Raw genomic sequence first — 21,844 nt, forward strand, 5'->3', positions numbered from 1 at the left:
CGTGATCGACAGTGGTGACCACGTGGTAGTACGGATGCCAGCACCTAGGGCGGTGCGGCTCAGGACAGGGTCGTGATTGTCAGTTCGCCCGCGGCGTACAGCGCGCGCAGACGTTTCTTGTCGAACTTGCCGACGCTGGTCTTAGGGATCTCCGCGACGAACGTCCAGTGCTCAGGAAGTTGCCATTTGGCGAAATGATCGGCGAGGTAACCGCGCAGCTCTATGGGCGTGACCTCGGCGCCCGGGATGAGAACGACCGCGACAAGGGGGCGTTCGTCCCACTTCTCATCGGGCACGGCGATCACCGTCGCTTCCGACACGGCGGGGTGGCCCATGATCATGTTCTCCAGGTCGACCGAGGAGATCCACTCGCCTCCGGACTTGATCACGTCCTTTGCGCGGTCGACCAGCGTCAGGAAGCCGTCAGGACTGATTCTGGCGATGTCGCCAGTCCGCAGCCAGCCCTCGTGAAACTTGTCCGGATCGACCGTGGTTCCTTCGGGCGCGTAGTAGGCACCGGCGATCCAAGGACCACGAACTTCCAATTCGCCCAGCGCTTTTCCGTCATTCGGAAGCACGGTGTCGTCCTCACCCACCAGGCGCGCTTGCACCGCGGCCGAGAACCGGCCCTGGGTGTAGCGGTAGGCCCACTCGCGGTCGCCGGATAGGCCGGCTGGCGGGTGCGCGACACTGCCGACGGGAGAGGTCTCGGTCATGCCCCAGGCATGCACCAGCCGCACGCCATGGTTCTCCTGGAACGCGTGCATCATTGAGGGTGGTAGTGCGGCGCCGCCGACGACCACGGTTCGCAGGTGCGAAATATCCTGTGGTCGCGCTTCAAGAGCCGCCTGTACGCCGCTCCAGATGGTGGGTACAGCAGCACCGAGGGTCGGTTTCGCCGCGGCCATTATTTCGAGCAAGGGCGCGGGTTGCAGGAACCGATCGGGCAGAAGGAGATTGGCTCCGGACATCAGTGCGCCGTAGGGGATTCCCCAGGCATTGGCATGGAACATCGGCACGATGGTGAGCACGGTGTCGGCCTGTGTGAAGCCGAGGGCGTTCGGGGAGATGACCTCCATAGCGTGCAGCCAGTTGGAGCGATGGGTGTAGAGGACTCCTTTCGGGTCTCCGGTGGTGCCGGAGGTATAGCACAGGCCGGATGCGGAGCGTTCGTCCAATACAGGAAAATCGTAGGAGTCCGGTTGCCCAGCAAGCAGTTCGGTGTACGAGTGCACTTGTACACCCACAGGAGCCGACAGCTGTGATGTGTCGCTACCTGTGATGATCACATGCTGGACCGTCGTCAATTTCGGCAGGTACTGGGCGAACACCGGTGCCAACGAACCGTCGACGATCACCACGCGGTCTGCGGCGTGATTGGCTACGTATGTCAATTGGTCGGGGGAGAGCCGGATATTGAGGGTATGTAGCACCGCTCCCATGGCAGGAATGGCAACGAAGGCCACCATGTGTTCGTTGTTGTTCCACATAAAGGTACCGACCCGATCGGCGGTCTGGACCCCGAGCCCGCGCAGTGCGTGCGCCAACCGCGCTGCCTCGGAACCGATTTCTCGAAAGGTCTGGCTACGAATCGATTCACCGGTCCAGGTCGACACCGTCGCCTCACCCCGGAAGGTGGACGCGTATCGCAACAGTGTCGCCAACGACAACTGCTCGTGTTGCATGGTGCCCCACATTGCCAACTTGCTCCTTGAATGCTTTGCGCCTCAGCGCGACTCCGGCAATCCAGCGCGGATGAGTTCAGTTAATCCAGTGCGGAATGTGTTGTGGAGGGGCAACGGGTGAAGACAGGTATGCAATCAGGTATGGGATGGGGTTTTCCGACCCCTGTGCGCGGGATCACAACTGGCCATGCTCGGTGACATGAGTTCAACGCAAGTCGATGCCGTGATTGTCGGCGCGGGCTTCTCCGGCCTGTACGCCACCCACCGCCTGCGGAATGTGCAGGGATTGTCTGTGCAGTGCTTCGAAGCCGCACCTGGACCGGGGGGTGTCTGGCACTGGAATCGCTACCCCGGTGCGCGATGCGATTTCGAGAGCATCTTCTATTCCTTCTCATTCGACGAGAAGTTGCAGCGCGAGTGGCGCTGGAGCGAGCGGTACGCGGCACAACCGGAGATCCGCTCCTACCTCGAACACGTCGCCGATCGCTTCGACCTGCGTCGCAGCTTCCGTTTCGGCACCAGAGTCACCTCCGTAGTCTGGGACGACCAGGCTCGGCGATGGGTGATCGGCACTGACGACGGTACGGTCACCATTGCCCGTTACTTCATCAACGCCGCCGGTGCCTTCACGGTGACAAAAAAGAACGACTTTCCAGGAGCGGAAGACTTCCGCGGCACGGTGGTCCACACCAGTCGATGGCCCGCCGACGGGATCGACCTCGCAGGCAAGCGAGTGGCCGTGGTGGGCACGGGCGCCACCGGGATTCAGGTGGCCCAGACGATCGCTGCGCAGGTCGCCGAACTGACCGTATTCCAGCGCACCGCGAACTTCGCCTGCCCGCTGGGCAATAGGCCCCTCACCGATGAGGAATTCGAACAGGTCGTGGCGGGGTATACGGAGTTGCGGGAGGAGTCGCGCAGGAGTTTGGTCGGTGCCGCCTACCCTCGGGCGACGCGGTCAGCGCTGATGGATTCCCCCGAGCACCGCCGCAAGGTTTACGACCAGTACTACAACGGCGGCGGGTTCCGGATGCTCGCCTCCACCTATTACGACCTGATCATCAATCCTGCCGCGAACCAGACCGCCGCCGAGTACATCCGGGATCGGATCCGCGAGCGTGTCCATGACCCTGAGGTCGCGGAGTTGCTGTGCCCGAACGATCACCCCTACGGAACCAAACGCGCAACCTTCGAGACGGGGTACTACGAGACGTTCAACCTCCCGCACGTGCGCCTGGTCGACGCCCGGACCGCTCCGATCGAGCGGATTACTCAGAACGGGATCGCGACCACCGACGCTGAGTACGAGTTCGACGTGATCGTGCTCGCTACCGGATTCGATGTGGGCGCGGCGGCGCTGACGCGGATGGGCGTGGTGGGCCGCGACGGTCGGAAACTGACCGATCATTGGGCGGGCGGACAGCTTGCCTATCTCGGCATGGCCACGCGCGGATTCCCGAACCTGTTCCACGTCAACGGCCCGCAGGGCGCGGCGGCGCTTTTCAACAACCCGATCGCTATCGAGGACAGCGTCGACTTCATCGGCAGCCTGATTTCTTACGCGGACGAGCACGGTCACACGACCGTCGAGGCCTCGGTGGCGGGGGAGAACCGCTGGAACGATCTGGCCCGAGAGGTGGCCGAGGCGACCCTGTTCCCGACGGCCAGTACCTGGTACATGGGCGACAACATTCCAGGCAAGCCACGGACGCCTGTGTCACTGTTTACGGGCGCTCCGATGTACCGAGCCTTGTGTGCCGAGGTCGAGGCGACCCAGTACGCCGGGTTCGCTTTGGACGGTGCGGATCGTCCGCTGTCGAACACCATGCGGCTGCACGGTTCCGCGGTGTTCTTCCTCGCGGGAATGATGAACATGGGCGCAAAACCACTCGAGCAGTGCTCATTGGAAGAGATGCGGGCCGCCATGGAGGGATTCAAGCTGATGCAGCGTCCGGTGCCCTCCGATGTCAGCATCGTGGATACCACCTATCCGACCGACGGTGGCGAGCGGACGGTCCGGTTGTATCGGCCGGAAGTCGACGGCTTGTTGCCCGTGGTGGTATTCCTCCACGGTGGTGGATGGGTCGGCGGCAGCCTGGACTCCTTCGACGAACCGTGCGCGACATTGGCCCGCCAGGTCGGAGCCCTGGTCGTCTCTCCGGATTACCGCCTCGCGCCGGAACATCCATTCCCCGCCGCCATCGACGACAGCATCGCTGCGCTGCGGTGGTTGGCCGACCACATCGCCGAGTTCGGGGGCGACCCCGAACGGCTCGCCGTCGGTGGGGAGAGCGCCGGCGCGAATCTGGCGGCGGCGGCGGCACTGCGGGCGCGTGACGAGGGCGGGCCTCGCTTGTGCGCCCAGATCCTCGTCACGCCGCCCACCGATCCCTTCGCCGACACCGAGTCTCGTAAGGTATTCGCGAATGGCCCCGTCATCTCAGTGGAGGTAGGCGCGCGAATGATGGCGATGTACCTCGGTGATGTGGCCAATGCGACGAATCCGTGGGCGGCGCCGGCGCGGGCGGCAGATCTGTCGGGTCTGCCGCCGGCGCTGGTGGTCACCATGGAGGTCGATCCGCTGCGTGACGAGGCCGAGAATTTTGCCCGTGCGCTGCAGGCCGCCGAGGTGCAGACCGAGCTTCGCCGTTTCGACGGGCTATTCCACACCGCGTACTCGCTGTCGGGTGCGATCCCAAAGGTAGCCGGAATCCAGGAAACCATTGCCGAGTTCCTGTTGCCGCACTTGTCGGTCGAGCCGACGCCCACGACTCGATAAGCAGGCAGTTTTGGCGTCCGAGCAGTTGCCCGCCGCCGCGCGCCGTGTTGCGGAGGAATGACTCGCTCTACGATCTCTGCATGAGCAGTGCCCCTGTTCCTCGACGTGGAGGAAACCCGGTCGGTCCAGCTCTGGGCCGCCTCATCGCGAGACGACACGATCTCGAGCTGGCCGGGCGGGCATTGTCGGAATCGAGGCTGTTGACCTTCACGGGGCCCGGTGGTGTAGGGAAGACCAGGCTGGCCCTGGAGTTGGCCTATCGAAACCGCAAGAATTTCCCTGATGGAGTGTGGCTGGCCCCACTCACCGATTTGGGGATCGGCGCGGGGGTTTCGGAGGTCGAATCGGCAGTGATCAGCGCCCTCGGGGTCGGCGACCTCTCCGCAGCCGATCCCCGTGACAGACTGCTGTCGTTCCTACGAAACCGGAACCTCATCCTGGTCGTCGACAACTGCGAACATGTCCTGCCTGCGATCCGCCAACTGCTGCCGGTCATGCTGCGCGAAGCGACTCAGCTGCGCGTTGTCGCCACGAGCCGAGAGCCCGTCGGCGTCGTCGGCGAGGTGCTACGCCCGGTCGCTCCGCTCAGCGTGCCCGAACTAGGCACTCCCGCAACGCAATTGGTGATGGACGGTGCGGTAAGCCTGCTGATGGAACGGGCTCGGGCAGTCGACCCCGAGTTCGAGATCACCGACGACAATGCCGACGCCGTGATCGCCCTGTGCCGCCTGCTGGAGGGCGTCCCACTTGCCATCGAACTTGCTGCGGCGAAGCTGCGTGCACTCACTATCGGACAGATTGTCGAGCGATTCGGGCATCGGCTTACCGCCTTGACCGCGCCGTCGACCGAGCCCGCTTCCCGGCAACGGTCGTTACGCGCGATGGTGGACTGGAGCTACGAGCTTTGTCCTCCGCCCGCGCAGGTGGTGTGGCGGCGGCTGTCGGTCTTTCCCGCCTCGTTCGACCTCGAACTCGCGGAAGCGGTCTGCGCGTTCGGTGAGTTGCGCCGCGAGGACGTGATCGACATCATCGAGCGCCTGGTCGGTCAGTCGATTCTGCTGACCGACCGCAGTGCGGGCGGCATGCGGTATCGCCTGCTCGCCCCGCTGCGCGAGGTTGCGGCCGAACTCGCCGACCACGCCGGTGAAGAAAGCCGGCTCAGCCGGCGACATCGAGATGCGATGTTGCAGCGCGCTCAGACGATCGTGGACCAGTGGTGGGGCCCGGCCCAAGAGAAGCTGATTGCGCAGATGCGCGCCGATCACGCCGGATACATCGCGGCGATCCAGTGGAGCGCGGCGACGATGGGGGAGCAGCAGGCGGGGCTTCGGCTTCTGGGGCTGCTGCGATACCACTGGTTATCCGGTGGATCGCTCGCCGAGGGCCGAATGCGGCTGGAGACGCTGCTGGCATCGGCTCCCGAGCCCACTTCGGCACGGGCGGAATGCGTTTGGGTCGTTATCTGGATTGCACTGTTGCAAGGCGACCGCGAGCAAGCGGCCAAGTGGTTAGCCGAACTCGCCCACCTTTCCGAGAAATTGGGAGACGGACGGCTGGAGACCCATGTTTGTCAGTGGACAGCGTTGCTGGCCATGTTCGCGGGTGACCTCGAGAAGGCTATTGCTGGCTTCGAAGCGGCGATCGAGGGCTACCGTCGCGCCGGTGATCATTACTTGGAGGTGTCGGCGCGCTACATGCTCGCAAGCACTATGGCTCTCGCCGGCCGAGCCACCGAGGCACTGTCGATCAGTAGTAGCGCCGCAACGGCGTGCGAAGAACGAGGGGACCGATCCGCCCGAGCATATGCACTGTGGGCGGCGGGAATCGCCCAATGGCGCCTGGGCCGACTCGACGAAGCCGAGCGATCAGCGCGCGCAGTGCTCCGGCTGCAGCGGGTCTTGTCCGACGGCATCTGTGTTTCGTTGACCACGGACCTACTGGCCTGGGTGGCCTACGACCGTGGACAGCCCGAGTCGGCTGCCGCACTCGCGGTTGCCGCCGGCCGGGTGTGGCGCTCGCTGGGGACCTCCCTGGAAGCCTTCGGTCCGCAGCTGTCGGCTTCCTTCGAACGACACACGCCACCACGTTCTAAATGGCCGGTGCCGCAGCGGGTTTCGTCCGCCGACAGGTTGAAGGATCTCGGTGACGTCATCGCTTTAGGACTAGGACCCGATCGAAACGGTACCGACCTCCCACGCCCAGTCGCGCAGCCACTGACCAAGCGGGAACTCGAAGTAGCCGGTCTGGTCGAGAGCGGTCTGTCGAACCGCGAAATCGCGCAGCGCTTGGTCATCTCGAAGCGTACGGCGGACGGCCATATCGAGCGCATCCTCGCCAAGCTGGGGTTCAGCTCTCGGGCACAGATCGCCGCGTGGGTGGCGCGGCACGGCAAAACTCGAGTCTGACAATGACCGTGACCTCCGCGTGCCGGCTGGGTGTCGACCGAGGGAGTCAGCCGACCGAAATGTCGGAGGGATGGACAGCCAGGGGCGTCACGCTGATTCGCATATAGCGGAATAGCGGCAGATTCCACAGAACATTGTGCAACTCTTCGATATCCGCGACATCGAAAATGCTCAGATTCGGGTACTTCCCGGCGTGAATTCCGTATTGAAGTGACGCGTGGCGGCAGGCGACCGACCGCCAGTGCGCGAGCTGCTCCCCGAGGCGAAGTCGTCGACCAAAGAGCAGACCCGCCGTCGTGAGGCGGCATGCGGGGCCCGCAAGATCGGTGTCACCTCTCCGGCGGTGCAACAGCATCTAGGCCGAGGTCCCGGTCGCCGACTACGCCGTTCGAGACAAGTGAGTGCGTGAGACAGCTTGCGAGGCGGCGGAGGAGATTTGGCGGAGGCTGATCTCGAGGCGGCGTGTGTCCAGTCTTCCGTACTGCCCGGCGACAGAGAGGGCGGCAATGGCCCGGCCACGGTGGTCGAATATTGGTGCTGCAATGCAGGACAGGCCGATTCGGCTTTCCTGGTTGTCGCGGGCAACGCCCTCGCGGCGGATCGTTATCAGTTCGTCGGTGAGGCGAACGGCGTCGATGACAGTATTTGGGGTGAGGGCCGACAGGGGGGAGCTCAAAGCCTGAGCGGCGATGTGGGAGTGGTAGGCCAGCAGCACTTTGCCGACCGCCGTGGCGTGCGCGGGTAGCCGACCACCGATGCGTGAGGGAGCTTGCACGGTGCGATGACCGTAGAGTTTGGCGAGGTAGACGACATCGGTTCCGTACAGCGCGGCCAGGTGCACGGTGTGGTGTGTGATTTCGTACAGCTCGGTGAGATGCGGCATCAGCAGGTCACGGAGGTGCTCATGCTCGGGGGAGTACACGGCCTTACCGAGTTGATGCAGCCGGGCTCCGAGTCGGTAACCGGTGCCGACGCGTTCCACGACCCCATTGCGCTCGAGCATCCCCAATACGCGAAACGCGGTCGATTTGCTCAGCTGCGCGCGGCGCGCGAGCTCACTGACGCCCACGCCGGTGCTGGCTTTATCACCGAAGGCGACCAGCAGACTGATGGCTTTGTCGACGGCCGCACGGTCGTCGCGAAGCGGTTCGGCGATGGGCGTGGTCATCGTGGCTATCCCTTGGTCAGAGCTGCGGTGTCAACTTGCATATACCGGATCGGCACTTCTACTTGACAATGATGCAAACTCGACCCTAGTTCGTCAAGAATGACAATGCGTCTATTAAAAGTGACGGCATGACCAGGCGGGACGCTTTTCGGACCGACCTCGTGACACCTCGGGAGGGAAGCGTGCCCATGCTCGTCGACCAGCCCTCCGCGATCGAGGCTCACGTCATTGCCGTCGAGCCACGTGTCTCTGGGCGGGCGCCCGACTGCGGTGAGGTGAGGACGGAAGTTCGTACCGCTCTTCAGTCGTACACCGCCGTCTGCGCCACGGTGTTCAGACGAAGATCGGCAATGCGGAGGACCTCCGCCGCCGTTCCGAACACTTACGCGCTGGGTGCTGGACCGGGCGGCAACGTATATGACCTGAGCGCCTTTGGCCAGCGCGGCGGCGCAGCTTCAGCCTCGCCGAAGCCTGCGGCCGCAAGTGCTGCGGCCATTCCGGTAGGGAGCGTGGTGGGTCACGTCGTTCTCGGCAGCCGGACGCTTGCACTCACCGTCATCGATGCCACGCGCGGGCAAGCTGGAGTCGAAAGCCCTATCTGCCCTTGCTTGTCGAGCCATGCGACTACCTTTGCGTCAGGGCATCGAGCCTGACCTTTGGGCAACGAAAGCTCCGCACGGCGGTGGGGAACCACATCGTGTCGATTTTCGGGTTTGCCTAGGTGCCCGGAATCCGGTCGAGGTCCATGTCGACCGCCGTTACCCAGGTTGGCTCGGCCACGAACAGTGAGAGCTCAGCGTCAGGGAGGTCGATGTCCACGACGTATCTGAAGCCAGCCGCCTCGGCTGCGGCGAGTGCACTGGTATCGCCCGCGAGAGTTGCGAAAACTATCTTGCGGCACTCTGGATCCGCCTTTTCGAGGGCGGGCATCAGAGTGGCGAGAAGTTCGACGAGCAGCGCCTGAGGTATGCGGCCGGTGACGCGGGCCTCGATGTCGTGGGCACTGACGGGGTAGGCGTCTCGCAGGCGGCCGTTGGCGCAGCGCTCCAACTCGACCGTGACGCTGCAGTCAGCGGGGCGTCGAACGTCCAGCAGAACTATTGTCTGCGTGTGCGATCGGATCGTCATGATCCATGGATGAGGGAGTTCGGGAACGGGAATCGGCTTTGCGGACATGTCAGCGGTCCTTGTTCAGTAAACCGCGGATCGCGATCTTGTCGAGTTTGCCGGATGCGTTGCGCGGTACCGACTTCACGAGCTTCAGCTGCCGGGGCAGCTTGTAGCGCGCCAGTCTGGCCGACGCATGCGCGCGGATCTCCTCGATAGTCAATCGAGTGCCCTCGGCGCAGGCGACGACGGCGACGACGGTTTCGCCCCATTGATCATCGGGCGCGCCGACGACCGCGACATCGACCAGTCCGGGGAGGTCGGCGAGGGCGCGTTCGACTTCCGCGGGGTAGATGTTCTCGCCGCCGCTGATGATCATGTCTTTGAGTCTGTCGACGATGAACAGATACCCGTCGTTGTCGAGGTAGCCGATATCGCCGGAGTGGAACCAGCCGTTCTCGTCGAAAGCGGCGGCGGTGGCGGTCTCGTTGTTCCAGTATCCCGATGTCACGTTCGGACCGCGCACAACGACTTCGCCGCTTACGCCGCACTCGGCGGGCGTATTGGTGACCGGGTCGACTACACGAACCTCGGTGTACGGCATGGGAATTCCGGCTGAACCTATCTTCGTCAAAGTGTGCTCGGCGGGTAGGTGTGTTGCGAAGGGCGCGGTTTCGGTCAGGCCCCATGCCTGCTGCAATGTGATTCGATGTGCGGCGTACGACTCGATCAGAGACGGTGGTACCGGCGCACCGGCCACGACGACACTTCGTAACGAGGGCAGCTCAGTTCGGAACAGGCCGGGAACCCGGGCTAACGCGGTGAGCATGGCAGGTACGGCGAAGAACGAGTTCACCCGGTAGTCGATGAGGTCCCGCAGGAAGGCGTCCGGTTCGAAGCCGCGGTGGATCACCGCGGTCCCGCCGCGGAGGATGGTGCGCAGGGCAAGGGCATTGAGACCACCGATGTGAAACAGCGGAGCGGCCGCGAGAGTGACGTCACCGCGTCGGGTATCGACTCGCGCGTCGACGTTCACGCCGTTCCACCAGATATTGCCGTGGGTGAGAACCACACCCTTCGGCAACCCGGTGGTGCCTGATGTGAACATGAGGATGGCCGGGTCGTCGAACCCTCGTCGAACCGGTGATGCGGCTGGTTCCACGGCGGCGCACACTGGACTCGACAATTCCCAAGGGCGGGTTGCCTCCGCGGAAACGGGGGCCACGGGATCATCGTCCACCAGCAGGAAAAGCCGGATCGGCGTTTGTGCGCGAACCCTGTCGAGCGTTTCGCGATGACCGTCTTCGCAGATGATCGCCGTTGCTCCGCTGCTGGCCAGGACTGCCAGCAATTCTGGTCCCGTCAGGCGGAAATTGACCGGCACGAAGATCGCACCGAGTCGGAAGGTCGCGAACATGGTGGTGAGGAAGGACGGGCTGTTGAGTCCGAGGTAGGCCACTCGGGCTCCGTCGGTGATTCCGCGCGCGGCGAGTACGGCGGCGAGTCTCGCGGCGCGTTCTTCCAATTGCGCGTAGGTCAGATCGCCGCCGACATATCGGATCACGATTCCGTCGGGCTGGTAGGCGGCATTTCCGTGGATTGCCGTCGCCGGATTGATATCCACCGTGGCACCGGGCTTCACCGATGGTGTCGTGATCACGAAAGCTCCTCGTGCTCGTCGTCGAGCTGGTTAGAGATGGTCGCCACCGGCCGCGGTGGCGAAGCCGCGCACTCCGATGCCACCATCGACCGATATCGCCTGCCCGGTAATGGGGCCGCTCTGCTCCCGCGAGGCGAGTAGCACGTATGAGCCGGTGAAGTCGCGGGGATCGGTGCTGGAATCGTGCAACGGAATCGGTGGAGGGGGAGCGTCCGGTGCCTTCTTCGCGAAAGAACTGGCGAGTGAACGCTCGTGCAGGGAAAGCGATTCGGGCCCGCGTAGGTCGGTGTTCATCCCTCCGCACGCGACACCGTTCACGCGCACCTTCGGGGCGAGTTCGTAGGCAAGCTCGCGCATCAGGCCGAGGCAGGCGTGTTTACTCGCGGTGTAGACGGGGCCGCCTCCGTTGACAAAAAAGGAGGCATTGGACAGCGTCATGACGATGCTGCCGCGGGTTTTCACCAGCTCGCGCCAAGCAGCTTCCGCCGCAAGGAAATAGCCCTTCACGTTGACCGAGAACAGTTCGTCGAAAGTGTCGGACAGTTCCTTGCCGTTCAAGCGCGTGAGCGGGCGCTGGTAATCCCAGATTCCGGCGTTGGCGACCAGGGTGTCGAGTTTGCCGAAGCGTTCAACGGTTTCGGCGACGGCTGCGTGCAACTGATCGGAATTCCGGACGTCGGCCTCGACAGCATGCATGCGCAACGGGTCGGGTGATTGCTCGACGACTTCTTCTAAGCGGTCGATATGGCGTCCGAGAATGGTGACGGATGCGCCTTCTGCGACGAAGCGTTCGGCGACAGCCCGTCCGATGCCGGTGCCGCCTCCGGTCACCAAGGCGACGTAACCGTTGAGCCAGCCGTTCATGCCAGCTCCGCCAGGAAATCGCCAACCAGGCGCTCGAATTCGCGTGCCCGCTCCAATTGCACCCAGTGACCGCACTTTCCGAAGATGTGCATCTGCACATTGCGGATCTGCTTGACCATGACCTGTGCGCCGTCGAGGGTGATGGTGCGGTCGTCACGTCCCCACAGCAGCAGCGTGGGCGCCTTGATCTTGTGCAGGTCCCGCCACAGGGGGTCCATTCCGTGCCGCTTTGCGAATGCCGCGTTGTAGTGGTGGTAGAACTCGATGTGGCTTTCGTCGAGTGATGCCTCGTACCGTGCCTTGACGACGTCTTCGCCGAACTGCTTGTGGTCGAAGACCATGGTGCGGATGAAGTCGGCCATCTTCTTTTGGCTCGGGCCGCCGCCGTTGTAGTAGCGGAACATCTCCTTCTGCCCCTCGGTCGGCGTGGGCCCGAACGGTAGCCAGCCGCCGCCAGGAGCCATCAGGACGAGTCCGGAGATTCGCTCGGGCCGCTGCTGGGCCATGGCGATCGCTGCTGCCCCGCCCAGACTGTTGCCGAGCAGATGAAAGCGTTCGATGTCGAGTGCATCGAGGGCCTGAAACAGTGCGTCGACAGTGATCTCAGTGATGGACCGAGCGTCGAGATCGGATTCGTTGGGCCGGTAGCTGTCGCCGAAGCCCGGCTGGTCGGGCAGGATGACGCGGAACCGTCGAGTCAGCGCGGCCAGGTTCTGGTGGTAATTGCTGACACCCGATGCGCCGGGGCCGCCACCGTGCAACATGACGAGTACGGGACCCGATCCCGCTTCGGTAACCGCGATCGGGCCAAGGCTGGTCGCAACGGTGTGGCGGGTCAATTCGATGTTGCGCTGCTGCAGTGCGAGATCGAGTTCGGAAATGGACACGGTTGATTCCCCTCGGTGTCAGAAGAAGGTCGAAATGTTCTTCGCCTGCAGGATGTTCTGGTCCAGCAGAATGGTGCGGCGGGCCACACGGAGTCCGGCGGCGGTTCGGCGCAGCAGATCGGTGCGTTGCCCGGCGAAGATGTTCTCTTCGCGTTCGAGCCGGTTTCGGTAGACGAGGAAGGCCGAACGAACCAAGAGGTCGCCGGATGTGAATCCGGGGTGCTCATCGGGATCCACTTGGTGGGCAACCACATTGGTGACGAGATGCCGTGTGCGCGAGGGTGGGTCCTCGGCCCAGGCCATGCCGGAATCGAAGCGGCGGATTCGCCACACGAGACTTTCCTTCGTCTCGTCGTAGTAGCCGGCCTCGCCGCGCGCGGCGATCGAGAGCGCCTGTTGGCGTCGCAACCTGTTGGTGCGCGTGGGCATCCAATAGTCCAGGTCGTCGTCGAGCAGCTCCAGCCAGTCGGTGAACCGGCCCTCGTCGAGCAAATCGGCTTCGAGGTAGTAGAACTGTTCTACCTCGAAGTGGGTCTCGCGGTCGGCTCGTCGGCCGGCGGCGGACTGCGCTGTCGTGGTGCTCACGGTGTCATTCCATCCCTTCTGCAGGAGCTCGCCGAAGCGGTTGTGCCGCAGAGCGGCACATCAGCCGCGCAGCAGTTTGCGGAGGTCGGTTGCGGTGTCGGCGAGGCGGTCGGAGTCCACGGCGATGCCTCGGTCGATCATTCGACGCGCGGCACGCACGGCGGTTGGTTCGTCGACGGCGACCGCGCCGACCACGAGACCACCAGCCAGCCCGAACGCGGAGAACGAGGAGTCGTCGAGTGCGCCGCGCAGCACGATGCGCTCGGCGGCGGACATTTCACCGACCGCCTCCACGTGCCGGTGGTGTCGGTCGGTCCAGAACCAGGGTGCGGTGTCGGCCGGCGGGGCGATACCGAGGATGGTCGCGGCGGCCCGCTGCCCGTCGTGTTGGGCCGCCTCCCAATGCTCGGTGCGTAACAGCAATGCTCCGTTGTGGCGGACGCGCGCTGGATCGCCGACGGCGAGAATCGCCGGGTTGGAGGTGGACTGAGTCCGGTCGACAACGATGCCACGGTCCACTTCGAGTCCGGCCGCCTCGGCCAGCGAGGTTTCCGGAACCATGCCTACACCGAGAATGACGACGTCGAAAAGCCAGGGCATGTCGTGCCCGGTCAGCCGAGCCTCGATGCCGGACCCGGTGTCGCGCAGCGTTTCCACGCTTGCACGCATGGTGCGGATGCCGCGCTGGCCGTGGAGGCGGTGGAGCCAGGTGGCGATCTCCGAGCCTATCGCCTGCGCCAGGGGCGGATCGGCAGGGTCGACGAGTACCACTTCACACCCGAGATCGACTGCGGTAGAAGCGACTTCAGCTCCAATTAGTCCCGCTCCCACCACCAGCGCTCGCGTTCCGGGCCGGAGAGCTTCGCGCAGCCGATCGGCGTCTTCTTCGCAACGTAGTACGTGAACACGTGTGCTTTCGCTACCCGGGATGGGCGGGCGGGCTGCTCGGCCACCGGTCGCCAGTACGACGTGGTCTGCTGAAACTGTTGTGCCGTCGGTCAATTCGACGGCACCGAAGGCGGGGCGAAGCGCGGTTACCCGGCTTTTGGTCAGGAGTCGTATTTTCTGATCGTCGTACCACCGCGACGGTTGCAGGGCGATCTCGGAGAGCTGTTTGGTGCCCGCCAGAAAGTCCTTCGACAGCGGTGGTCGGTCGTAGGGGAACTCGCCGGCGTCCACGAGGGTGAGGTCACCGACGAAACCGGCCGAGCGCAGCGCCGCGGCGGTGCTCACGCCTGCGATCCCGCCACCGACCACGACAACGCCGCCCGTCATGGCGCCTCGTTCGGGAACAGCCAGACCTCGCCGTCACGAACCTCGACGCGATGCGGACATGCGTTCACGGTGGCCGGAAGGCCCTGCACCTCACCGCTTTTCAGGCAGAATTTGCTCGAGTGCATGGGGCACTCGACATATCCGCCCTCCACCCATCCCTCGGCGAGGGAAGCGGTCTCATGTGTACAGGTGTCGTCGAGTGCGTAGACGCTGCCGTCATCGTCGCGCAGCACAGCGATATCGTCGCCCGTGCCAGTGACGGATTTGTCGATCGCGATTCCCTCGCCGACGGGGATGTCGTCGAGAGCCGCGACACGAATTCCCTTGCCGGTCATCGCTTCTCCATTTCGTGCCAGGCGGGGGTGTTCATCAGGTCACGCCAGTGGCCGTAGAAGGCGCGCCCGGCGGCGTCGCTGTAGAGTTCGCTGGTCTTGCCCGGATAGCGACCGTCTTCCTGCTCGGAGCCCATGCCCATCTGGTAGTTCAGCGGCACCCGGTTGGTGATGAAGCCGTTCGAGATGGCCTGCACCTCGCTCCAGTTCTCGCCGTCGTCCTGCTCGAAGATGCCGCTCGGGCCGAAGGTGCGCAGGTTGTAGAGCCGTTGTGCCTCACGGACTTCTGGTGGCATCGACTTGTCGACGACGGTCCATGCCCACACTTCCATGCGATCCGGGCCCTTCGGATGCCAGACCCGGATGGTGCCGATCACCGGCAGGTAGGAGAAATTGGGGAAGACCGTGGCATGGCCGTCGGTGAGTGGGCCCTCGACGCGGGCGTCACCTAGTCGCTCGCGCAGGGCGTCGTAATCGGTCCAGTCGTGCACTTGCTGTGCGTTGAACCTGTTGCGCGCGTGTACCGGAAACCCTGCGCCGTGGCCGTTGGGACCGACGTACTGTCGCCCGGTGCGGTGCACGATCTCGGTCTTGGGTTTCTTGTCCGGCGACAGCACCATGAGCGCTGACGCGTGGCTCATATTGACGTGGTACCAGTCGGTGGCGAACTGCTCGGCCGCCAATTTCCAGTTGCCCTCGAGTACCCATTTGTGCACACCGCCCACGACGGTGGTGCCCGCGTCGTCGTGGTCGAGCATGGCGTCCATGTACCAGGCCATATCGCCGAGGTACTCACGCAACGAGACGGGTTGCGGATTCCAGGTGCCGAAGATCAGACCGTGATACGACTCCACATGCGGTACCTCGACCAGTCCCCAATCCCCGGTGTCGAAGGATTGCGGGTAGCCGTCCTGGTTCGGGATGGAGACGAGCTTGCCGTCCAGGTCATAGGCCCAACCGTGATAGGTGCAGGTGAAGTTGCGAGTAGCGCCGAAATCGGCCCTGCAGACGCGGGCGCCGCGGTGGCGGCAGGAGTTGAGATAGGCACGGATCCGGCGGTTCTTGTCCATGGTGACGATGACCGGGTCTTCGCCCATGTAGGTCGTGAAGAAGTCGCCCGGCTTTTGGAACTGGTCGGTGTGCGCCAGGAACAGCCAGCTGGGGGCGAATACCCGGCGGAGTTCCTGCTTGTAGAGCTGGTGGTCGGTGAAGATGGCCCGGTCCAGCAGGCCGCCCTCGGAATCGACCAGTCCTGAGACGTCGATATTGCGAGCCAGCTCGGCCGGGCGTCGCAGCGCACCGCACGGGGCGGCGGTGGCACTCTCGCAACCGGTTGCGGGGTCGAGGGTGGAGGTCATGTCATCAGGAAAGCGGTAGCTGCACTCCGAACACCAACGCCTGTTCCGTAGGACGGCACACGAGCTATGGCCGGGCACCGACGGCGCGCGATCGTGGAACCCATGCTTGCAGCACAGGCCATCTCTCAGAGCGCAGACGATCCGTTGTCGGGTCTGGTGGTGCGTGATATTCCGGCTCCGTCGCCCAAACCGGGCTGGACGCTTGTGCGTGTCATGGCGACCTCGTTGAACATGCACGACCTGTGGACGTTGCGCGGTGTCGGCCATCCGCCGGAGCGGCTGCCGATTGTGCTGGGTTGCGACGCCGCCGGGTACGACGCGGACGGCAACGAGGTGATCGTTCACCCGGTGATCGCCGACCCAGACGCGGGTGGGGGAGACGAGACCTTGGACCCGAATCGGGCGTTGATGTCCGAGCAATTCGATGGCACCTTCGCCGAGTTTCTGGCGGTGCCGACGCGCAACTTGGTTCCCAAGCCCGCCTGGCTGTCGTTCGATGAGGCCGCGTGTCTTCCCGTCGCCTGGACGACCGCGTATCGAATGTTGTTCACCAAGGCTGGAATTCGGCCGGGTGATCGGGTCCTGGTGCAAGGCGCCGGTGGCGGGGTCGCATCGGCGGCGATCAAACTCGCGGCCGCCGCAGGCGCGGTCGTCTATGCCACCAGCCGAAGCGTGGAAAAGCGCGCGGAGGCGCTTACCTGGGGCGCAGACATCGCGCTGCCCACGGGTAACCGGCTTCCGGAGAAGGTGGACGTCGTGATCGAGACAGTGGGGGCGGCGACATGGGAGCACTCACTGAAATCGTTGCGACCCGGTGGCGCGATCGTCGTCGCGGGCGCGACCAGCGGCGCACATCCACCCGCCGACCTGACCCGCATCTTCTACCTGCAACAGCGCATTCTCGGCTCTACCGGCTGCACCCGCAGTGAACTCGTAGCGATGCTTCGCATGATGGAGACCACCGGTGTGCGGCCGGTGATCGATAGATCATTGCCGCTCAGCGATATTCACAAAGGCTTCCAACTGATGATCGACGGCGCCCTGACAGGCAAGGTCGTCGTCCACCCACCCGCCGCGATGCGCTGAAATCACCCGCTCACCAATTCCGAGGAATCGCTCATGACCGCAGCAGCAGTGGGTCTGTCCCACTCACCCCTGATCGGGCAAAACGACCCGGCTCTGGACGTACTGGACCGTGTCGGCGAAGCCATCACCACCGCAAAGAAGTTCATCGCCGATTTCGATCCCGAGCTGGTGGTGCTGTACGCGCCCGACCACTACAACGGCTTTTTCTACAAGGAGATGCCGCCGTTCTGTCTTGCAACCGAGGCCCACGCGGTGGGTGACTTCGGTAGCGCGGCAGGCAAGCTGTCCGTCGACACCGGCGCCGCCAAGCTGATTGCCCAGGGCGTACTCGATCGAGGCATCGACCTGACCATTTCAGCGCGAATGACCGTCGATCACGGGTTCGCGCAGCCCCTCGAGATGCTGTTCGGCGGGATCGATGCGGTGCCCGTGGTGCCGGTGTTTGTCAATGGGGTTGCCACTCCGCTCGGTCCAGTGAGCCGCATTCGCGCACTCGGCACTGCGATCGGGCAAGCCGCCGGCGAGTTGGATCTTCGCGTGCTCCATCTGGCCTCCGGCGGGCTGTCGCACGACCCGCCGGTACCGGTGCTACAGGGTGCGCCACCGCGGGTCGCGGAAGCACTGATCGAGGGGCACCCGCCGACACCGGAACAGCGTGCCAAGGGTGAACAGCGGGTGGTGCAGGCCGGCCGCGACTATGTCGCGGGCGCCAGCACGATCCTGCCGATCAACCCGAGCTGGGACAATCAGCTGCTCGACCTGCTGCAGGACGCAGACCTCGCTGCGTTCGACGACTGGTCCGTCGACTGGATGGGGCAGCAGGGCGGGGGCTCTGCGCATGAGGTTCGGACTTGGATCGCGGCCTACTCCGCTTTGGCAGCGAGCGGTGCCTATGAGATGAACTACCGCTTCTACGAGTCGATTCCGGCGTGGATCGCCGGGTTCGCCGTCACGACCGCGCGACAGCGATGACCTACCCGCACTTCATCGACAACGGCCTGACCGAAGCTCCCGTTATGGTGCTCGTCGGGTCCCTCGGCACCACCATCTCGATGTGGGACGACCAGTTGCGCGAGTTCTCGGGCTGGTATCGCACCATCGCGGTGGATCTGCCGGGGCATGGCGGAACTCCTGTACCAGACGAACGGTGCACGGTGGCGGGCTTCGCCGCCGAGGTGATCGCCCTTATGAACGCGCTAGGAGTGGACCGGTTCGCTGTTGTCGGCCTCAGCTTCGGCGGTGCAGTCGCCCAAGCCCTCGCCGCGCGATATGCGGACCGTGTCCTGTCTGTCGTGATCGCTTGTGCTGTAACGGAGTACAACTCGGACCATTGGCATACGAGGGCTTTGACCGTGCGAACACGGGGACTGTCGGAGATTGTGCAGCGAACGGCCGGGCGGCGTTTCGCACCCGGATTCGCCGAACGGGAGCCGGACGCCTATGCCCGGTCGCTGCTGACGTTGTCGACGATGAATCCCAAGGGCTACGCCGCCTGCTGCGAGGCTCTCGCAACTCATAACGCCCGCCCTTTGCTGCCGCACATCACCGCGCCCGCACTGATCCTCGCCGGTGAGCTCGACCAGGTGACTCCTGCGGCTCTGGTGCAGGAAATGACGAAACTGATCCCGGACTCGACCTTGCGCGTGATCAACGGCGCCGGTCACTTGGTGAACGTCGAGAAGCCTCGCGTATTCAACGCCGTTGTCGCTGACCATCTCGCGAACTCACTTCAGCGGCGATAACTCTCGTGCTGTACAGCGGAACGCCCAGCTGGGCTCGGCCCCGTTGCCGGGGCATGATCGCCACAGCAGCTACCGGAAGGATGTGGATTCACCCATGAGCACAACCGACGTCGACGCGAACACCGTCGTGCTTGCTGCCGACCGTATAACAAGCGCTATCCGTGCAATGCAGCCAGTGGAACCGCTGCGTGATCTGCTCGGTGTAGACGACATCACTCTCGCCTACACCGTGCAGGAGGAACTGACCCGCCGCCGAATCGCTGACGGTGCCGTGGTGGTCGGCCGCAAGATCGGTCTCACCTCACCCGCGGTACAACAGCAGCTCGGAGTCGACCAGCCCGACTTCGGCGTGCTGTTCGCCGACATGGATATGTCGGGCGCTGACGAGATTCCGTCGCGCAGGCTGTTGCAGCCAAAGGCAGAGGCGGAAATCGCGTTCATCCTGCGAACTGATCTTGCCGACGGCGATCTCGACGACGAACAGATCCGCGCCGCGGTTGGCCACGCGGTCGCCGCCCTCGAGATCGTCGACTCGCGAATCGCCAACTGGGACATCACGATCACCGACACGGTCGCCGACAATGCCTCCAGCGGATTGTTCGTCCTCGCCGAACAAAAGCTGACCCTGGACGAGTTCGAACCCCGCGAGGTCGAGATGCGAATGTACGCCGACGACGTGCTGGTGTCGGAAGGCACCGGTGCCGCGTGCCTCGGCGATCCGCTCAATGCTCTGGCATGGCTGGCCCGCACGGCCAAGGAATACGGAAACCCGTTGCGTGCCGGGCAGATCGTCCTCTCCGGCGCACTCGGTCCTATGGTGCCCACACCGCCGGGCACCCGAATCCGCGCCGAGATCGGCCCGCTCGGGTCGGTTTCCGCCACGTTCTCCCGGAAGGAAGGCTGATGAGTAAGACCGTTGTGGCCATCATCGGGTCGGGCAATATCGGCACCGATCTGATGATCAAAGTGCTTCGGCTGTCCGACACCCTCGAAGTGGGCGCGATGGTCGGCATCGACCCCCAATCCGACGGACTCGCGCGCGCCAAGCGACTGAAGGTGCCCACCACACATGAGGGCGTCGACGGCTTGATCGCACTTCCGAACTTCGACGAGATCGATATCGTCTTCGACGCGACCTCTGCCAAGGCGCACATCGCGAATGCCGAGAAACTCGCACCGTACGGGAAACAGCTCATCGATCTCACCCCGGCGGCGATCGGACCGTTCGTGGTGCCGCCGGTGAATCTGGACCAGCACCTCGAGGCTGGGGTGGACAACGTGAACATGGTGACGTGCGGCGGACAGGCGACCATCCCGATGGTCGCGGCAGTCTCGGCGGTCACCCCTGTGCATTACGCGGAAATCGTGGCATCCATCGCCTCCAAGTCGGCAGGCCCCGGCACACGCGCCAATATCGACGAGTTCACCGAAACCACCTCACACGCGATTGAAACCGTCGGAGGCGCGGCGCGTGGCAAAGCCATCATCATTCTCAACCCGGCTGAGCCACCCCTTATCATGCGGGACACGGTGTTCTGCCTGATCGGCGACGCCGATCACGACGCGATCCGCGCCTCGATCGCTGAAATGGCCGAGCGCGTCTCGCAGTACGTGCCGGGCTACCGATTGAAGCAAGAAGTTCAATTCACCCCGATCGCCGAAGGCGAGCCGGTGTACACGCTCGTGCCGGAAGGCGCCGGGCCGGTGACCACTCGCGTGTCGGTATTCCTCGAAGTCGAAGGCGCGGCGCACTATCTGCCCGCCTACGCCGGCAACCTCGACATCATGACGTCCGCGGCCCTGCGTGCGGCGGAATCCATTGCTCGGCGGAAAGCCGTTGCGGCAGTACCTGATTCGCGCTTTGCCACGGAGGCTGTTCGATGACCCACGAACTCTACATTCAGGACGTCACCCTGCGTGACGGGATGCATGCGATCCGGCATCGCATCGATCCCGCCGATGTCGGCCGCATCGTCGCTGCCCTCGACGCGGCCGGCGTCGACGCCATCGAAGTCGCCCACGGCGACGGCCTCGCGGGCGGCTCGGTGAACTATGGACCGGGCAGTCACACCGACTGGGAATGGCTCGAGGCCGCGGCGGCGAATATCCGCAATGCGGTGCTCACCACGCTATTGCTGCCGGGTATCGGCACCATCGTCGAGCTCGAGCGCGCCTACGAGCTCGGCGTGCGGTCGGTGCGCATCGCCACGCACTGCACCGAGGCCGATATTTCCGCACAGCACATCGGCAAGGCCCGCGAACTCGGTATGGATGTCTCCGGGTTCCTGATGATGAGCCATATGGCCGAGCCCAGGGAGCTCGCCGAGCAGGCAAAACTGATGGAATCCTATGGTGCGCACTGCGTGTACGTCACCGACTCGGGTGGCCGTCTGACGATGGACGGTGTGCGTAAACGCATTCGTGCCTATCGCGCGGTGCTCGACGCGGACACCCAGATCGGCATTCACGCCCACGAGAACCTGTCGTTGTCGGTCGCCAACAGTGTCGTCGCGGTGGAGGAAGGCGTCACGCGTGTCGACGCCTCACTGGCGGGTCAGGGCGCTGGCGCGGGAAACTGCCCGATCGAGCCGTTCATCGCGGTTGCGAACATCGAAGGCTGGAAACACAATTGCGATCTGTTCGCGCTGCAGGACGCCGCAGATGATCTGGTACGCCCGCTGCGTGATCGTCCAGTGCAAGTCGACCGGGAAACCCTCACTCTCGGCTACGGCGGTGTGTATTCCTCCTTCCTGCGGCACGCCGAAATCGCGGCCGAACGTTACGGTGTCGATGCCCGCACCCTGCTGCTCGAAGTTGGTCGCCGCCGCCTCGTCGGCGGTCAGGAGGACATGATCGTCGATATCGCCCTCGACCTCGTCGGGCAAAAGGCTGCGGTGCCCGCTGGCTGATT

At 64.2% G+C, this 21,844-nt stretch carries 18 protein-coding genes and 1 pseudogene; 8 read left to right on the plus strand and 11 right to left on the minus strand.

Annotation, left to right across the window (positions count from 1 at the left end; translation table 11 throughout):
- Positions 1–59 precede the first annotated feature (59 nt).
- Positions 60–1,697, minus strand: a complete 1,638-nt coding sequence (locus AB0L58_RS17980; RefSeq protein WP_364388258.1) for a long-chain fatty acid--CoA ligase — start codon at positions 1,695–1,697, stop codon at positions 60–62.
- A gap of 187 nt (positions 1,698–1,884) precedes the next feature.
- On the opposite strand from AB0L58_RS17980, the gene AB0L58_RS17985 reads away from it, so the two are divergent.
- Both AB0L58_RS17985 and AB0L58_RS17990 read left to right on the plus strand, forming a co-directional pair.
- Entirely contained in the window at positions 1,885–4,464 is a 2,580-nt protein-coding gene (locus AB0L58_RS17985) for an alpha/beta hydrolase fold domain-containing protein (protein ID WP_364387885.1), read from the plus strand.
- Between the two features lie 80 nt (positions 4,465–4,544).
- Positions 4,545–6,869, plus strand: a complete 2,325-nt coding sequence (locus AB0L58_RS17990) for a LuxR C-terminal-related transcriptional regulator (RefSeq protein ID WP_364387887.1) — start codon at positions 4,545–4,547, stop codon at positions 6,867–6,869.
- A gap of 46 nt (positions 6,870–6,915) precedes the next feature.
- On the opposite strand, the pseudogene AB0L58_RS17995 reads toward AB0L58_RS17990, so the two are convergent.
- The 10 genes and pseudogenes from AB0L58_RS17995 to AB0L58_RS18040 form a co-directional block, all read right to left on the minus strand.
- Positions 6,916–7,059: pseudogene (locus AB0L58_RS17995) on the minus strand (muconolactone Delta-isomerase family protein); the annotation flags it as partial.
- A gap of 189 nt (positions 7,060–7,248) precedes the next feature.
- Positions 7,249–8,037: an IclR family transcriptional regulator gene (locus tag AB0L58_RS18000; RefSeq protein ID WP_364387889.1), complete on the minus strand. Its 789-nt coding sequence runs from the start codon at positions 8,035–8,037 to the stop codon at positions 7,249–7,251.
- A 717-nt stretch (positions 8,038–8,754) separates the two neighbouring features.
- Complete coding sequence (locus AB0L58_RS18005) at positions 8,755–9,213, minus strand: hypothetical protein (RefSeq protein WP_364387891.1); 459 nt, start codon at positions 9,211–9,213, stop codon at positions 8,755–8,757.
- A 1-nt stretch (position 9,214) separates the two neighbouring features.
- Positions 9,215–10,804 carry a long-chain fatty acid--CoA ligase gene (locus tag AB0L58_RS18010; RefSeq protein ID WP_364387893.1) on the minus strand — a complete coding sequence of 530 codons (1,590 nt, stop codon included), beginning with the start codon at positions 10,802–10,804 and terminating at the stop codon, positions 9,215–9,217.
- Between the two features lie 30 nt (positions 10,805–10,834).
- Positions 10,835–11,668, minus strand: coding sequence for an SDR family NAD(P)-dependent oxidoreductase (locus AB0L58_RS18015; RefSeq protein ID WP_364387895.1), 834 nt, complete (start codon positions 11,666–11,668; stop codon positions 10,835–10,837).
- Positions 11,665–12,471, minus strand: a complete 807-nt coding sequence (locus AB0L58_RS18020) for an alpha/beta fold hydrolase (protein ID WP_364388260.1) — start codon at positions 12,469–12,471, stop codon at positions 11,665–11,667. Before AB0L58_RS18020 ends, AB0L58_RS18015 begins: the two co-directional genes overlap by 4 nt.
- A 102-nt stretch (positions 12,472–12,573) precedes the next feature.
- Positions 12,574–13,140, minus strand: a complete 567-nt coding sequence (locus AB0L58_RS18025) for a 3-phenylpropionate/cinnamic acid dioxygenase subunit beta (RefSeq protein WP_364387897.1) — start codon at positions 13,138–13,140, stop codon at positions 12,574–12,576.
- Between the two features lie 60 nt (positions 13,141–13,200).
- A complete protein-coding gene (locus AB0L58_RS18030; RefSeq protein WP_364387899.1) occupies positions 13,201–14,415 on the minus strand; it encodes an FAD-dependent oxidoreductase in 1,215 nt (404 codons plus the stop codon).
- The gene (locus tag AB0L58_RS18035; protein ID WP_364387901.1) at positions 14,412–14,750 is read right to left on the minus strand and encodes a non-heme iron oxygenase ferredoxin subunit; all 339 of its coding nucleotides are present in this window, start codon (positions 14,748–14,750) and stop codon (positions 14,412–14,414) included. The genes AB0L58_RS18030 and AB0L58_RS18035 overlap by 4 nt, the downstream gene beginning before the upstream one ends.
- Positions 14,747–16,105 carry an aromatic ring-hydroxylating dioxygenase subunit alpha gene (locus tag AB0L58_RS18040; RefSeq protein WP_364387903.1) on the minus strand — a complete coding sequence of 453 codons (1,359 nt, stop codon included), beginning with the start codon at positions 16,103–16,105 and terminating at the stop codon, positions 14,747–14,749. Before AB0L58_RS18040 ends, AB0L58_RS18035 begins: the two co-directional genes overlap by 4 nt.
- A gap of 102 nt (positions 16,106–16,207) precedes the next feature.
- Here AB0L58_RS18040 and AB0L58_RS18045 point away from each other — a divergent pair, with 102 nt between their 5' ends.
- From AB0L58_RS18045 to dmpG, 6 genes are all read left to right on the plus strand, one after another.
- A complete protein-coding gene (locus AB0L58_RS18045) occupies positions 16,208–17,191 on the plus strand; it encodes a zinc-binding dehydrogenase (RefSeq protein ID WP_364387905.1) in 984 nt (327 codons plus the stop codon).
- 33 nt (positions 17,192–17,224) lie between these two features.
- Complete coding sequence (locus tag AB0L58_RS18050) at positions 17,225–18,163, plus strand: 3-carboxyethylcatechol 2,3-dioxygenase (protein ID WP_364387907.1); 939 nt, start codon at positions 17,225–17,227, stop codon at positions 18,161–18,163.
- Entirely contained in the window at positions 18,160–18,933 is a 774-nt protein-coding gene (locus tag AB0L58_RS18055) for an alpha/beta fold hydrolase (RefSeq protein WP_364387909.1), read from the plus strand. The genes AB0L58_RS18050 and AB0L58_RS18055 overlap by 4 nt, the downstream gene beginning before the upstream one ends.
- Before the next feature lie 94 nt (positions 18,934–19,027).
- Positions 19,028–19,837, plus strand: a complete 810-nt coding sequence (locus AB0L58_RS18060) for a fumarylacetoacetate hydrolase family protein (RefSeq protein ID WP_364387911.1) — start codon at positions 19,028–19,030, stop codon at positions 19,835–19,837.
- Positions 19,837–20,817, plus strand: coding sequence for an acetaldehyde dehydrogenase (acetylating) (locus tag AB0L58_RS18065; RefSeq protein ID WP_364387913.1), 981 nt, complete (start codon positions 19,837–19,839; stop codon positions 20,815–20,817). The genes AB0L58_RS18060 and AB0L58_RS18065 overlap by 1 nt, the downstream gene beginning before the upstream one ends.
- A complete protein-coding gene (dmpG, locus tag AB0L58_RS18070) occupies positions 20,814–21,842 on the plus strand; it encodes a 4-hydroxy-2-oxovalerate aldolase (protein ID WP_364387915.1) in 1,029 nt (342 codons plus the stop codon). The genes AB0L58_RS18065 and dmpG overlap by 4 nt, the downstream gene beginning before the upstream one ends.
- Positions 21,843–21,844: the final 2 nt, after the last annotated feature.

This window comes from Nocardia sp. NPDC052112, assembly GCF_040680135.1.
Lineage (GTDB): Bacteria > Actinomycetota > Actinomycetes > Mycobacteriales > Mycobacteriaceae > Nocardia.